The sequence below is a fragment of the Paenibacillus sp. S150 genome (assembly GCF_019352175.1).
Classification (GTDB): domain Bacteria; phylum Bacillota; class Bacilli; order Paenibacillales; family Paenibacillaceae; genus Paenibacillus_AQ.
In genome coordinates this window covers 114,365-128,831 of the sequence record NZ_JACBYI010000013.1, presented here as the reverse complement: position 1 = coordinate 128,831, position 14,467 = coordinate 114,365, and the positions used below count along the sequence as shown (strand labels likewise).

Below are 14,467 nucleotides of genomic sequence, written 5' to 3'. Positions count from 1 at the left end.
TATGTCATTTAGTCAATCTCCGGCTATATTATTCCTTTCTTTGACAACGCACATTAGATATATTTAGCATAGGCGCAGCGTGACGTTGAGCTTTATCGCGCGGCCCCCAAAAAATTCGCCAAAACCGGAGCAAACAGCCCCGCTGCAGGAATCAGCGGGGCTCTCTTTTTCGTGTTCACTCTTACGTTTTTTTCAGTTCTGTGCCTTTTGGCGAATAAATGAGCTTCTGAAGCTTCGGCAGGCAGCCCCGCTTCATCTCTCACTTATAATTACAGCTTCCAAATGCGGTACAGCATGACGGCCGCTTCAGCGCGCGTGAGCGTATCTTTCGGTGCAAGCTTGCCGTCCCTGCCGTTCACGATTCCGTATTTCACCAGTGAGGCCAGGCTGTCTTTGGCATAACCGGCAATTTGGTCCGCATCCGGGTAGGCAGCCAGGGTTCCGGTGCCTCCGGCCTTCTTGCCGGCCGCCGCCAGAGCGCGCGAAGCGATCACCATCATCTCCTGGCGGGAGATCGGGCTGTCAGGCCGGAAGGTGTTGTCTCCATAGCCGCCGACGATACCCAGTTCCTGCGCGACTGCAAGCTCATCGAGATAACCGGCGCCATCCGGAACATCGCTGAATGCCGCACTGGTCCGGCCTGTGCCCTTGAGCTCAAGGGCTCTCACAAGAGGCGCGATAAAGTCTGCTCTCTTCATGGAAGAAGCCGGGGAGAAGCTGTTCAGGGAGGTTCCCTGGACAACGTCGCGGGCCAGCATAGCGGCAATCGCCTGTTTGGCCCAAGGCACGTTCTCCAGATCTCCGAAGCTCATGGGTATATACGCAACTGCGTAGCTGCCGGATGGGACGGCTTGAAAAACAAGCGAGCCGCCTGCCGCGTCATAACGGCTGTTCGGAACCGCAGCCAGTTTGCCATTGCCGGCAAGGGACCACACTGCGAGCGATTCCGACAGGCCCAGCTCTTCTCCGGCCGGGGAGTAAGGAATAGAGATGGCTGCAGCCGCATTCGGATTCCACGCAAGGATCTGGCCGTCAGCAGCCAGGTTCAGCTCTACCAACGGACGGCTGCCTATGCTGGCCCGGGCTCCAGCCTCCAGATTGTCCGTCGGGACCTGGCGGATACGGATGGACACATATTCAGCGTCTGCTGCCAAGCTGTACAGCGTATCGCCCGGAAGCCCTGCAGTTGCTTTTTCCGTCTTTATGAAGAGCATGAGGTTTTCCTGGCCTTTCAAGCTCTGGACCGGCAATCGCACTTCATACGAGGCGGCGCCCTCCTGCTTCGGCAGATCGATTACAATCTGTTTTTTGCCGTTAGCTGCCGGAGCGGCTTGCTCAAGCGCCTTTTTCAAGTCGCTGCCGGAAACCGTCCCCTTTGCCTCACCGTTGTCAGTCTTTATCTCCGGGAGGATCGTAACCACACCGTCCTTGCTCTCAACGCTGCCGGTCTGCGGAATAGATCCGCTGCCGGTACCGCCGGAGTTCGGTGTTGGTGTTGGTGTTGGTGTTGGTGTTGGTGTTGGTGTTGGTGTTGGTGTTGGTGTTGGCTCCGCACCGCCGGACTTGCCTGCAAGGGTCAGCACCCCATAAACAGAGGTGTCCTGATATCCATTGCCTGTCGTATCATTCCAGGCGGCAACACTTTGACGGGCGCCGTCTTTGGCATCGTTGATCTGTACGTCAAAGCCGAGCTTCATGCCGTCAGCCGGCGTAATTTTTTTGAAAGGAATCTTCACTTCAACGGTGTAGTTTGTCCCGGACACCTTGGCTGCCGATTCGAAGCCTTCTGCGATGCCCGCCGGATTGAAGGAGGTTTCGTTGGCATAATTAACTCTGAACTGCCCGTCATCGTCTTGATAGAACGTGGTCTTCCCATTGTTTTCGTCCAGAAAGATCTCGATGGAATCCTGCTCCCAGGCGTTTGCACTGCTTTTGTCAAGCTGGGCGTCGCTGACCTGGATTAACACATACAGGTTCTGGTCATCCCAGAGGGCTTTGGCTACTCCGGCCGCGCCCTGCCAGGCCATCTGGTAGCGGTTAACCTCCAGCTCGGGAGCTCCGCTCCATACCGCATCAACCGTCCCGTCCACGACAGGTGCGGCATATATCGCACCCGATTGGTTGGCATCCGCAGATTCCGGCTGGTTCTCTTCCATAAATTTCACCGGATCGGCAACGCCATAGTAAGCCGGTTTAGCCTGCAGATCCTTGTCGAACAACAACGGGCTGGAAGAAGCTCTCCAGCTCGTATTGTCATCCAGTCCCCAGAAGGTAACGCGCGCTATATTTGCGGTATGAGCCTTGAAGATATCCATCAATTGCGCATATAAATAGCCTTGGGCAACCGCAAGCTTCCCGGGAAGCTGATAGTCGCTTCCAGCCTGGATGTCCAGCTCGGTGATGCTCACTTCCACGCCCAAGGAAATAAACTTCTCCAGAGACAATTTAACATTCCCGGGGTTTGTGTTGATATTGTAGTGCCCCTGCATGCCGACGCCGTCGATAAGAAGCTTTCCCGGATGTGTAAGCGCATACTTATCATTGATGGCTTTGACCATATTGTAGATAGCCTGGGCTTTATTCTGGTTATCCTCGTTGTAGTCGTTGTAATACAGCTTGATATTCCAGCCGGGATGCTCGTCCAGCACTTCTCTTGCCGCCAGGAAGGCCTGTTCAAGATAGTCTGCCCCGATGGCATTGTACCAGGGAGAACGGCGCAGCGACGCTTCCCAATCGGCCGGATTGCCGGGGTTATCGCCCATCGCTTCGTTGACGACATCCCAGGAAATCACCCTGTCGCCGAAATGCTCCATGACGGTTGTGATATGCGTCTTCAGATTGGCGAGCGCTTCGGCGCGGTCCAGGGCAACCGTATTGCCTTCTGCATCCGCTGCCGTATTCATCCACGCGGGTGACTGCTGATGCCATACCAGAACATGCCCGTGCATTTGCAGCCCTTCCGCCAGAGCCTTGTCAACCATTGCATCAGCCGCATCAAAGGTAAAAACCCCCTTTGCATTCTGCAGCGCATCCGGCTTCATGGCATTGCCTGCGGTAGCGGCATTGTGATGCATACCAAGAAGCTCAAGGCGGACGCCTTCCAGATCCTCGGCGGTGATCGCATTGCCGATGAGAAAATCGTTTTGATAGGCATTTTTCAGCGGAAGCAGGTCCTTTTGGATGGCAACTGGGCCTGCACCCGTTTTTTCAAAGCCGATGTCGTCGATATAGAAGGAGGCCGTTCCGTTATTTGAACTTTCAACATAGATGGTTAAATATTCGCCGCCAGTACTGTTATAACGGTAGCTTCCCTCGAATTGGACCCAGCCGTCGCTGGTGCTGATTGTTTTGGGCGACAATGCCACATAATTCGCGCTGCTTCCGTTGCCGACCTGTGTAGACAGCTGAAGCTGGGAGCTTGCAGGCTCAATCAGCTTGACCCATGCTGAAACCGTATACTCGCTGCCTGGGTCTACATACTTCTCCACACGCAATGACGGTCCATGCCATGTAGAGGCTCTGCCTTCCACTTTCAATGCAAAGGAGCCGTCCGGAGTGTGATTCTCTTCATCTGTGATGCTCAGCTGTTCAGTCCCGGCCCGGCCTTCAAAGCCGCCGGCAGTCCGGTCTTCAAAGGTAATGGCCGTAAAAGGCAATGCCGGCTCTCTCGGAGTCTCTTCCCCGCCATTCGAATCCGCCTTCTCGGTGATCAGAATATCTCCGAGATAGAACGGGACAGCGGCCCCGGCTCCGTTCGAGTTGATCCGCAAGGCCTGATCCTTGCTTGAATCCACGGTGAATTCTTTGGCCAGGGCAACCGCTTTGCCTGCTTCATAAGGGATCTCTGCATAGTTTCCATAGCTGTCCACGGTTTGAAGCGCTGCATTTGCACCGGAGGGCAGGGTCGCATTCGCGTCAACATAGACGCTGGCAGTCACCGTATAGGTTTTTCCGTTGACCAGGCCGAGATCGCTGAATTTGAAATCAGCCGCATCCCAGTTGTTCACCCGGTTGCTTACGTATAATGCCGCTCCGTCGGCGTTGCCTTCAAAAAAATGGCCGGCAACCGCCGTCAGGCTGGCACCTCCCGCTTGAACCGCGATGCCTGCTCCATTCACAAAGGTTTCGTGATACACCGCTATTGCCGTGTCTTCCAGTTCCGATGATGCAGCCCGCACAGCCGGAGCAAGCCAGCCTGCCGGTATAAGCAGGGCCGCCGCCAATAAGACCGAGAAGACTTGTTTAATTTTTTTACTCATGCGTTGCACTCCTTTGTATGAATTTGGGCCAAACAAGTTAAGCGCTTACAACTCTCGATGCAGCCCCCTCTCTCTCAACCCAAATCGTAGCATAATCAAAATTGTGCGTCTTACCTGAAATTAAAGATTGTATCGTGCTTTTTTTAGTTCATTTCTTAACCGGCAGGAATAAGAGAGGCAAAAAACCGCAAGACCGCTTTCTGTCCTTGCGGTTTTTTGCACATGGCTTTTTCAGAAGGCAATATTGGGTTTCCGCGCAGCCGCCGACACCTGGAATCGCCCCTCCTGCACGCAGGATTGATACGGCTGGCTAGCCATCCTCGCTCCGTGGAATGCGGATCACCACCGCCGTTCCCCAGTTCAATTTGCTGTATACGCGGAAACTCCCGTTCTCTCCGAACAGCAGCTCAATACGGCGGAAAGTGTTGGCAAGGCCGATATGCGCATACTGTTCATCGGATGAGGCGATCCGGCGCCGCAGTTCCTCCAGCTCGGACCGGGCCATGCCCCGGCCGTTATCGACCACCGCGATACACAGCTTCCCGGAAGCCTCAAGCAGCTTGATCTTGATGCGCAGCAGCCGGTCTTCCGTCTCCCGTCCATGCTGGATGCTGTTCTCAATCAGCGGCTGCAGCAGCAGCTTCGGCAGGCTATAGCCGGAGATCTCCTCCGGATCATACTGCCACAGCAGCTCGAAGCCTCCCTGATTCCTCAGGCCCAGAATGGACACATAACGGCGGGCATGGCGGATTTCCTCTTCGGCGCTTACGGGTTCTCCGGGTGTAGTAAGTGAATATTTCAGCAGCAGGGACAAATGCTCAAGCATAACGGTCGCATCATTTCCGGCAGCGGACAGAGAGGCGGTCTTCCAATACAGGCTCTCCAGCGTATTGAACAAAAAATGCGGATTAATCTGGGTCTGAAGCGCCAGCAGCTCTGCGGTGCGCAGGCGGTATTTCTCATCAGCCAGCTGAACCTTGAGGTCAATCTGCTCAATGAAGCTCTTAACCAGGGAACGTGAAATATAGCCGTACTCGTCCTGTTTGAGAGAGGCTGAGATGGCAGGCAGCGGCTCCGAACGCTCCGCATGCCGGATAAGGGAAATCAGGTCGCGGATATAAGAGGTGTTCCGGCGGGTAAGCAGCATCGTCAGCAGCAGGCCGAGTCCAAAGGAAACCAGCACAAACAGAACGGTCAGGCTGCTGAGTGTAAAGGGTACGGAATTCAGCGAACGGCGCGGCGTCAATATGACATATGTCCAGCCGTTTGCTGCCGTGTAACGGGCCGCCGCATACGAGCTGTCCTTCATAAGCTCCGCCGCCCCGCTGCCCGGCTCTGCCAGTGCGGAAGCCCTATTCTGATACAGCAGCTCCCCTCCGCTTCCCAGAACCAGCAATCGCTGGCCTTCCGCCAGCCGCAGCGCATCGAGCTGCCTCTCTATGTAACCGGCATTCAGGTTCACCGCAAGCATACCTGCGGGCCGTGCAGTGACCGTGGAATATATGGATTTATACAGCGTCATAACCTGCACCGGCGGTTCAAATGAATACCTCTGAATGCTCCGCCGCTCCAGCCAGATCCCCCGGTCTCCCATATGCGCAGCCAGCGGCTCCTTCCAGTCCTTGTCCGGCAGCTCCTCCCTGCGGATTAGCCCTTCCCTGCTGGTCAGCAGCTGATCCGCTTCATTGTCTGCATCGAGATAAATGGATTCAATATAAGGCTTCGCATTGGCAGGGCCCTTCACATACTCAAGAATCGTTGACAGAATCCGCAAATTCTCCAGCGTCAGGGTCTGGGTACTCAAAATTTGCTGGAGACGGTGGACAATCTCGGCATTGGCCAGGCTGACATACAGTGAATCCATCTCATCCAGTGCCGTTGCCATGGTCCGGTCCATCTGGGTAAAGATTGCATAATGGTTCCTGTCATTGTCGCTTTGAAGAAACCTTCCGGTGACAACGATGGCAAGCGTACCCAGAATCAGGACCGGAATCAGCATGGGGATCATGAACATCGACAGATTCTTCAGAAAAAAACGGCGGCTCATCTTACCGGGTCACCGGGCTGCTGCCCGTTCCGGTATTCACGCGGACTCATACCGTAAAATTTCCTGAAGGACCGCGTGAAATTTTTGGAGTAGCTGTACCCTACCATTTCGCTGATTTCAAAGGTTTTGTACCGGATATCCCGCAGCAGCTCCGCCGCCCTGATCATCCTGACTCTGACGACATAGTCGGAGAAATTCTCACCGGTATGCTGCTTGAAAAACTTGCTGACATAATCCGGGTTCATATGAACAAGCCGGGAGGCTTCCTCAAGCGAGGCGGTGCGGTAATGCTTCTGCACATAGGCTTTCAGGATATCAGTCACCTGCTGCGAATAAGCCGGCAAGGCTTCTGCCCGGCCGGCAGTCTGCTTTTCCCGGCTCCGGTCCAGCTCCAGGCGGAGCCGGGAAAACTCGCTGCACAGCTCCTCGTACCCGGTAGGCTTCACCAGATAACGCTTCACATCATAGGCAAGCGCTTCCCGGGCATAATCGAACTCGGCATAGCCGCTCAGCAGAACCACCGTAATCCCGGATTCCTGCTCATACAGCCTGCGCGCCAGCTCCAGTCCGCCCATCACCGGCATGGAGATATCGCAGAGCAGCGCATCTGCCTCATGCTCCTGCAGGTAATTCCAGGCTTCTGCTCCGTTGCGGAAGGTCTTCACCAGCTCAAAGCCGAGCTGGGCCCAAGGAAAATACTGCGACAGCCCGCTCCGGATCTCCGCATCGTCATCCGCAAGCACCAGTTTGTACATCAGCTTCTCCCTCCCGTTCGTCATAGTTAATGATATAGTAATCTTATCGGATATTAAGAAATAGTAAATGATATTTTGGGGCTTGTACAGAGCCGGAGCAAATGAATTTCCTCTGCAGAGCGCCATTTGGCCGGAAACTACTCTTGAATGGACATAATGTCGGATCAGGATGCCTTTTCCTCGGAAAAAGCTCATACAGGATACCATTTCTCAACCTGCGCATCTGTCGGTCCGGCCTCTGCGCAGGTATAGTAAGGACATCCACACGAAAGAAGGAGACATTGTTATGCCAAAACCAATTAAACAAATGAGATTAATAACACTATTGGCACTGGGAGCCAGTCTGATTTCCGGATGCTCCAATTCTTCGGACAAGACGACAGCGCAGGAGCAGACGGCCGCTCCTGTTCCCACAGAGCAAGCAGCCCGGGAGGATGTCACGCTCCGCTTTGCCTGGTGGGGCTCCGAGAACCGGCACAAGGCGCTGCTTGCGGCAATTGATGCATATACGGCAAAGAATCCCCATGTGCAGATTGAAGCAGAATACAGCGGATTCGACGGTTACTATGAGAAGCTTGTCACTCAGCTGGCAGGCGGTACCGCACCGGATCTGACACCGCTCTCCTTTGACTGGATCGATGAAATAGCGGTCAAGGGAGACTTGACGATCGATTGGTATGAACAGAAGGACAACGTCAATCTGGACGCCTTCGATTCGGGCTTTCTGGAAAAGTATACAGTGGTGAACGGCAAGCTGGTCGGCCTGCCGATGGGAATCAACGGCATGGTCACCGCTTACAGCAAGCCTTTCTTCGACAAATACGGAATTGAGGAGTCGTCCGACTGGGATTGGGAGAAGATTCATGAGACTGGCGTAAAGGTGCATGAACAGGACCCGGAGGCTTACCTGCTGGCGCAGCTGGATGTGCGCGGCTTCCTTCAGCCCTATGTCGCCCAGCTGACCGGCGGACAATGGATCAACGAGGACAAGACGCCCGGCTTTACCGCCGGCCAGCTGGAGCAAGCCTTCGCCTATTACAAGCAGCTGCTGGATGACGGGGTGCTGCAGCCGCTGGCCCAGAGCAGCCTGTATCCGGAAATTACCGAGAATCCCGCCTGGCAGCAAGGCAAGATCGGTGCGGTCTTCGGCCTGGCCTCCACGCTGAGCAAGCTGAAATCGTTCAACCCGGATATTGATGTTGCATCCTATCCGGTTCCTGCGGATGCCAAGGCATCCGGAGTAGTGGTGAATCCGAGCAACCCGCTGGCCCTGAACAGGGCGTCCAAGCATCCCGGGGAAGCAGCCAAATTCGCCAGCTGGCTGCTGACCGATCCGGAGGCCGCGGAAATACTGATGGATGTATACAGTGTTCCTCCGGTGAAGGCGAATGCGGATTTGCTTGCCGGGAAAGGCCTGATCGACAGCACCGTTGTCAAAGCGGTCGAGCTGGCCCTAACCAATCCCGGTGATCCGGTCAACGGCATCAGCGGGAACCAGGAGCTGTCCAAGCTGGCCGAGGACTATCTCCAGCAGGTAGGGTTTGGACAGCTTGAGCCGAGGGCGGCAGCGGAAGGGCTGATTACGCGCCTGAATGACAAGCTCAAGGACATAGAATAGGATGCGAAGCAAATATGCCGGCTTGCTCTACATCAGCCCCTGGCTGGCGGGATTTCTCTTGCTTACGCTGTATCCGTTCCTGTCCTCGCTGTATTACTCGTTTACGCAGTATAACATCATCAAGACACCGGTCTTCGCCGGCTGGAACAATTTCATCTATATGTTCACGAAGGACCCTGACTTTACCCGCTCCCTGAAGGTCACCTTCCAGTATGTGCTGCTGGCGGTGCCGCTCAAGCTGGCTTTCGCGCTGCTCGTTGCACTGGTGTTGAACCTGCCGGCCAAAGGAATGTCTCTCTTCCGTACCCTGTATTATCTCCCTTCCATCCTCGGGGGGAGCATTGCGGTGTCCGTGCTGTGGAAGTTTCTGTTCATGCGGGAGGGCGTTGTCAACAAGCTGTTCCAGGGGCTGGGATTGCCTGTCCAGGACTGGCTGGGCGATCCCAGGCTGGCCCTGTTTACAATCTCGCTGCTGCCTGCCTGGGAATTTGGTTCATCCATGGTTATTTTTCTGGCCGGTCTGAAGCAGATTCCGCATGAGCTGTATGAAGCCGCCAGGGTGGACGGGGCTGCGCGGACGAGGGTCTTTTCAAGCATCACCCTGCCCTTGCTCGCCCCTGTCATCGTCTTCAATCTGGTCATGCAGACCATCGGGGCATTCCAGCAGTTCACAGCGGCATTCGTCATTACGGGGGGCGGTCCGGTGAAATCCACCTATCTGTACGGAATGCTCCTGTATGACAATGCGTTTCATTATTTCAAAATGGGCTATGCCTCCGCTTTATCCTGGGTGCTGTTCCTGATCCTGCTGGCCGTGACGTTCATCCTGATGAAGGCGGCGAACCGTTATGCGTATTACGAGGACGGAGGTGCCTTCTGATGAGCGCTTCAAGACAGACGCTGACACTTGTGCTGCTGTCGCTGTTCGGACTGATTTTCCTGTATCCGCTGCTCTGGCTGCTGTCCGCTTCGTTCAAGACGAACAGTGAAATATTCTCTTCCCTGTCGCTGTGGCCCGGCATCTGGAATACCGAGGCTTACACGGAAGGCTGGCGCGGAATCGGAAAATATGGCTTTGCTGCATTTTTCAAAAATACGCTGGTGCTTACAGTGCCTGCTGTCGTTCTGACAGTGCTGTCCAGCACAGTGGTTGCCTACGGGTTCGCAAGATTCAGGTTCCCCGGCAAAAAAGCGCTGTTCGCGCTCATGCTCTCAACCCTGATGCTGCCGGATTCCGTGCTGCTGATTCCGCGGTACCTCTTGTTCCGGGAGCTGAATTGGCTCAATACGTATCTCCCGTTTTATATTCCTGCGCTGCTGGCCGTCCATGCGTTTTTTGTGTTTCTGCTCGTCCAGTTCTTCCGGGGGCTTCCCCGCGAGCTGGATGAGGCGGCGTATATTGACGGCTGCGGCTCCTTTGCCATTCTGGCAAGGATACTGATTCCCTTATCCGGGCCCGCGTTGATTTCAGCCGCTTTGTTCCAATTTATCTGGACCTGGAATGATTTCTTCAATGCGCTGATCTTCATCAACAGCGTCTCCAAATTCCCGGTATCGCTCGGTCTGCGGATGGCCCTCGACAACGAAGGCGCCGTGCACTGGAACCGCGTGATGGCAATGTCGGTGCTGGCCATTGTCCCCTGCATTGCGGTCTTCTTCACGGCGCAGAAGTACTTTGTGGAAGGCATTTCCACTACGGGACTTAAGGGATAGCTGCAGTATTTCACTAATTGTGTACAGGAGGATCTGTCCCCATGAGCAACGCTAATCTGACGAATGAGCCGCGAAAACCGAATGTCATCGTTTTCTTCACCGATCAACAGCGGTGGGATACGACAGGCGTACACGGCAATCCGCTGGGCCTTACCCCCCATTATGACTGGATGGCCCGTTTCGGCACCCACCTGGAGCATGCCTTCACGTGCCAGCCCGTATGCGGTCCGGCCCGCTCTTCCCTGCAGACCGGACTGTATGCAACCGCGACGGGCTGCCACCGCAACGGAATTCCGCTTGCTCCCGATCTTCCGACTCTGGCCGGCCATTTCAATGAGGCCGGATATGATACCGGCTACATCGGCAAATGGCATCTCGCTTCGACCCGTGACCGTCCCGTCCCTGAAGAGCTCCGGGGCGGTTACCGGTATTGGCTGGCGTCGGACGCGCTGGAGCATACCTCCGATGCGTACCGCACCCGTCTGTTCGACAATGACAACCGGCCGGTCGATCTGCCCGGATACCGGGTGGATGCCCTGACCGATGCGGCCATCCGCTACATCGACCAGCGGAAGGAGCAGCCGTTCTTTCTCTTCCTGTCCCATATTGAGCCGCATCATCAGAACCGCCGCGACGACTATCCGGCCCCGGACATATACCGGGACCGGTACACCGGACGCTGGACGCCGCCTGACCTCGAATCGCTCGGCGGAACAGCTCCGCAGCATCTCGGCGGCTACTACGGCATGGTCAAGCGCCTCGATGAAGCCTTGGGCAGAATTCTGGACGCACTGCGCAGCCTGGAGCTGCTTGAGGATACGATTGTGCTGTTCACCTCCGACCATGGCTCGCATTTCAAGACGCGCAACGGCGAGTACAAGCGCTCCTGCCATGAGAGCTCTATCCGGATTCCGGCCGCCTTGTATGGCGGGCGCTTTATCGGCGGAGGCAATGTCAGGGAACTGGTCAGCCTCGTCGATCTTGTGCCCACACTGCTTGACGCCGCCGGTCTTCCCGTCCCCGGAGAGCTGCATGGACGATCAGTCGTGCCGTTATTGCACGGAAGCCGCACGGCTTGGCCCCGGGAGGTGTTCGTGCAGATCAGCGAATCGGTGCTGGGCCGGGCCATCCGCACCGCACGCTGGAAATACGGCGTGGTGTCCGAGGATGCCGATCCGCTGCTGGACGCTTCCGCAGCCCGTTACCGCGAGGCGTACCTCTATGATCTGTACGCCGATCCGTATGAGCTGACCAATCTGGCGGGCTACGAATCCCACCGTGAAGTCTCTGACCGGCTGTGCGGCGCCCTGCTCCGCCGGATCCGGGAAGCCGGTGAGCCGGAGCCGGCGATTGATCCGGCCCCTCCCGTTCCGTCTGGCCAGCGGCGGCTGCTGGAATCGGACGGGTAGAGCCTCCGGCAAAGCACAGAAAATAACCCCACAAAGCCATCCATGCCGCTGACGCGGCACCACAGATGATGGAAATGGGGGCGTAAAGTTATTTCCAGGGTAGCGGGGCCTTGGCTCCGATGATGACTCAGGTACTTTGCGGGGACCCCAAAACATAGGAGCAGAAACGGCTGCGCCGTCCTTTTTAAGGACTGCACCGTTTCAGCGGGAAATAGAAGGCTCATTTAGTGCGCCAAGCATTAACATTCTGCCCTGAAATAACGGCTTGTGCATTTCATTTCTCCGTGGTGCCGCGCAGCGGCATGAGTATCTTATATTTGAACAAACGGCTATGCCGTCCTTCACTGGACGGCATAGCCGTTTGCAATTTCAAATTCAAGCTTGCCGGGACCCTCCAATTGTCCTGGCCGGGTGAACAGATGCTTTCTTCCGTCCCTCCGGACCTTCCCGCTGAGACCGGCGGTAAGCCCAAGCGGAAAAAGTAAACTTAATCTGCCCTCATCCCCTTTTTCGCCAGCGTTAGTGGGAAAAAGGATCACTAATCCATCCGATTCTTCCCCTTTCAGGAGAATACGCTTCAAATTAAGTTACCTTTTTCCCACTATTCCCTCTGCCGCAAGCTTTTCTGTCCAATTAAGTGCACTAATTCCACTTCAATTCCCTATCCAATAGAAGCCAGCATATCCTGGCCGCGATTGTGTTTCCGGCGGTCCGATCCGGGTCCGGTCAGCTTATAATTATTGCCCTGTTTGAATCAAGGTTGCATCAGGCTGTCCACCACCCGCTCCATTGCAGCCTTATTGGCATAAAACTGTTGTAAGCGGTGGCCATTGGCACCTGATGGATGCGGGAATCCCCATAAAACCGTCTGCCCGGGGATGAGCTGTCTGTCAATGAGCAGACGAAGCATCTCTTCGACAGACTTGCCCAGCGGGATAATGAGCGGACGGTTCAACCGGCCTATTTCCGGCAGAAAAGATTCAAGCACTTCCCCGAACAAGAACGGGTTTCTTGTCAGTGAAGGCCGATGCCCATTATAGTTTTGCTTGGCGACAAAAACAGGAAACCGGATAAGGGAGGTTGTATGCAGCAATGTACACCCGGGCTCAAACAGATGCTGAATGCTTGTGATCCCCAGGTAATCATGAATCCCGATTTCCTGAAGCATTTGCATTAAATTCGCCCGCATGGGACCGGCCATTCCGGCCGCGAATTTTGCTTCCCTGCACGCCTCCCCGTAAGACTTCTGCTCCTGCAAGCATTGAACCGCTGCTCGAAAGGCAATCTCCACCTGCTGCCAGCCCGGAGTAATTCCGAGCAAAACAATCTTGGCCGATGAATTGATGTATTCATTATGCGGAGAATAATAAATCTCCACAGCTCCGTCCTGCTTCAGCTTTAATTCATCCTTCAGCAGTTCTGTTTTTAAATACCGGCTTCGGCTTGGAAGAGCCTTCATAACAGCGATGATATGCTTTTTTTGAGTGGATGAGATCACATGCCCCCTCCTTGCCTTACATTAATTCCGCTTCCTTCATTCCGGTAATGACGGATACGATGCTCTTCCGCAGTGTATCTGCATTAGGCGCCCGGTACGGATCGGCATCCCAAATCACGGCATCGGCAATATACCCCTCGGCAATCCGCCCCAATTCGTTGCCGCTTCCCAGAATCTCTGCGGCGCCGCCCGTGGCAGAATGCCAGGCTTCCTCCCGGGTCAAGCCGTATTCCATCAGCGTGTCCAGCTCTTGCAGATTGTACCCGTGCAGTGCAGGCGTGGCATAATCCGTACCCAATCCCAGCCGGACCCCGGCGCTCTTGGCATAGCCGATGGCCCGGGAATGCGCTTCGGCCGCGCGTTCGGCCCGGTCGCAAATGACCGGGTTCAGCGCGAGCACGCCATGGGGATCTGCGGCAATGCGGTAAATCGAGGTTGTAGGCACCAAGGCTATCCGGGCCTCTGCAAGTCTGCCCGCCTGATCCCCGCTCAGGAACATTCCATGCTCAATAGATTCCACACCGGCATGGATGGACCAGTCTACCGTCACCCCGCCCCAGGTATGAACCAGAACTTTTTTGTGATTGGCGTGGGCATGGCGGACAATGAAAGCGAACTCCTCCTCCGAAAAATTCGGATCGAGGACTTGTTCAGCAGCCGCGCCAAGGCCGCCGGTTGCCATGATCTTGATCCAGCCGGCCCCTGTATCAAAAATTCCGGCCATCCGCTTCTCCAAATGCCGAATCCCGCGGGCATCCGCGGCGCCAAGCATATCGCTGCTGGTCTGGACCCTCAGCGGCTGCCCGTAGTGCCGGACAAGATGCCGTACGGTGCTGGGCAGAATCCCGCCGGCATCGCGCGCCGTTGTTACACCGGTCCGCAGGGTGGCTTCAAAAGCCTGCGCCTGCATGACTTCCAGCTCATGGCTGCCGCGCTTCAATTGATCCGCATGGTCGAAGTCCGTCCAGGCCAGATGCGTGTGCAGATCAATAACCCCCGGGCTGATCCATAAATCCGTGCCCGGATCAGCAGGCTGATCATAATCCGGCGCCGATCCGGCAATAGAGGAAAACCGGCCGTTCTTAATTGAAATATCGAAGCGCTTCCCAGCGATGCCCGCTATAAAGATAGAGTTGAAGACTTGCGCCTCAGGATGTCTGTTGATCAT

General features: G+C 55.6%; 9 protein-coding genes. 4 read left to right on the top strand and 5 right to left on the bottom strand.

Annotated features, from left to right (window positions below):
* Nucleotides 1-269 precede the first annotated feature (269 nt).
* From HYD27_RS14375 to HYD27_RS14365, 3 genes are all read right to left on the bottom strand, one after another.
* A complete protein-coding gene (locus tag HYD27_RS14375) occupies nt 270-4,259 on the bottom strand; it encodes a glycoside hydrolase family 10 protein (RefSeq protein ID WP_219216201.1) in 3,990 nt (1,329 codons plus the stop codon).
* A gap of 310 nt (nt 4,260-4,569) precedes the next feature.
* Nucleotides 4,570-6,306 carry a cache domain-containing sensor histidine kinase gene (locus tag HYD27_RS14370; protein WP_219216200.1) on the bottom strand — a complete coding sequence of 579 codons (1,737 nt, stop codon included), beginning with the start codon at nt 6,304-6,306 and terminating at the stop codon, nt 4,570-4,572.
* On the bottom strand, nt 6,303-7,061 hold the full coding sequence (locus HYD27_RS14365; protein WP_219216198.1) for a response regulator transcription factor: 759 nt from the start codon (nt 7,059-7,061) through the stop codon (nt 6,303-6,305). The genes HYD27_RS14370 and HYD27_RS14365 overlap by 4 nt, the downstream gene beginning before the upstream one ends.
* A 286-nt stretch (nt 7,062-7,347) precedes the next feature.
* On the opposite strand from HYD27_RS14365, the gene HYD27_RS14360 reads away from it, so the two are divergent.
* Genes HYD27_RS14360 through HYD27_RS14345 form a run of 4 tightly spaced genes read left to right on the top strand, consistent with a single transcriptional unit; the run spans nt 7,348 to nt 11,801 of the window.
* Nucleotides 7,348-8,679: an ABC transporter substrate-binding protein gene (locus HYD27_RS14360; RefSeq protein ID WP_219216196.1), complete on the top strand. Its 1,332-nt coding sequence runs from the start codon at nt 7,348-7,350 to the stop codon at nt 8,677-8,679.
* Between the two features lies 1 nt (nt 8,680).
* Nucleotides 8,681-9,559 carry a carbohydrate ABC transporter permease gene (locus tag HYD27_RS14355; RefSeq protein WP_219216194.1) on the top strand — a complete coding sequence of 293 codons (879 nt, stop codon included), beginning with the start codon at nt 8,681-8,683 and terminating at the stop codon, nt 9,557-9,559.
* Entirely contained in the window at nt 9,559-10,392 is an 834-nt protein-coding gene (locus HYD27_RS14350; protein WP_219216192.1) for a carbohydrate ABC transporter permease, read from the top strand. Before HYD27_RS14355 ends, HYD27_RS14350 begins: the two co-directional genes overlap by 1 nt.
* A 41-nt stretch (nt 10,393-10,433) precedes the next feature.
* Entirely contained in the window at nt 10,434-11,801 is a 1,368-nt protein-coding gene (locus tag HYD27_RS14345; RefSeq protein ID WP_219216190.1) for a sulfatase family protein, read from the top strand.
* Between the two features lie 754 nt (nt 11,802-12,555).
* Here HYD27_RS14345 and HYD27_RS14340 read toward each other — a convergent pair.
* Nucleotides 12,556-13,299 carry a hypothetical protein gene (locus HYD27_RS14340; RefSeq protein WP_309242068.1) on the bottom strand — a complete coding sequence of 248 codons (744 nt, stop codon included), beginning with the start codon at nt 13,297-13,299 and terminating at the stop codon, nt 12,556-12,558.
* Nucleotides 13,300-13,315: 16 nt separating this feature from the next.
* A complete protein-coding gene (locus HYD27_RS14335) occupies nt 13,316-14,467 on the bottom strand; it encodes an amidohydrolase family protein (RefSeq protein ID WP_219216188.1) in 1,152 nt (383 codons plus the stop codon).

Bases quoted from the DNA above. Each gene is read 5' to 3' on its own strand.
- HYD27_RS14350 (WP_219216192.1), top strand. From the start codon at position 9,559: ATGAGCGCTTCAAGACAGACGCTGACACTTGTGCTGCTGTCGCTGTTC.
- HYD27_RS14355 (WP_219216194.1), top strand. From the start codon at position 8,681: ATGCGAAGCAAATATGCCGGCTTGCTCTACATCAGCCCCTGGCTGGCG.
- HYD27_RS14375 (WP_219216201.1), bottom strand. From the start codon at position 4,259: ATGAGTAAAAAAATTAAACAAGTCTTCTCGGTCTTATTGGCGGCGGCC.
- HYD27_RS14370 (WP_219216200.1), bottom strand. From the start codon at position 6,306: ATGAGCCGCCGTTTTTTTCTGAAGAATCTGTCGATGTTCATGATCCCC.
- HYD27_RS14360 (WP_219216196.1), top strand. From the start codon at position 7,348: ATGCCAAAACCAATTAAACAAATGAGATTAATAACACTATTGGCACTG.
- HYD27_RS14335 (WP_219216188.1), bottom strand. From the start codon at position 14,467: ATGATCAACAGACATCCTGAGGCGCAAGTCTTCAACTCTATCTTTATA.
- HYD27_RS14365 (WP_219216198.1), bottom strand. From the start codon at position 7,061: ATGTACAAACTGGTGCTTGCGGATGACGATGCGGAGATCCGGAGCGGG.
- HYD27_RS14345 (WP_219216190.1), top strand. From the start codon at position 10,434: ATGAGCAACGCTAATCTGACGAATGAGCCGCGAAAACCGAATGTCATC.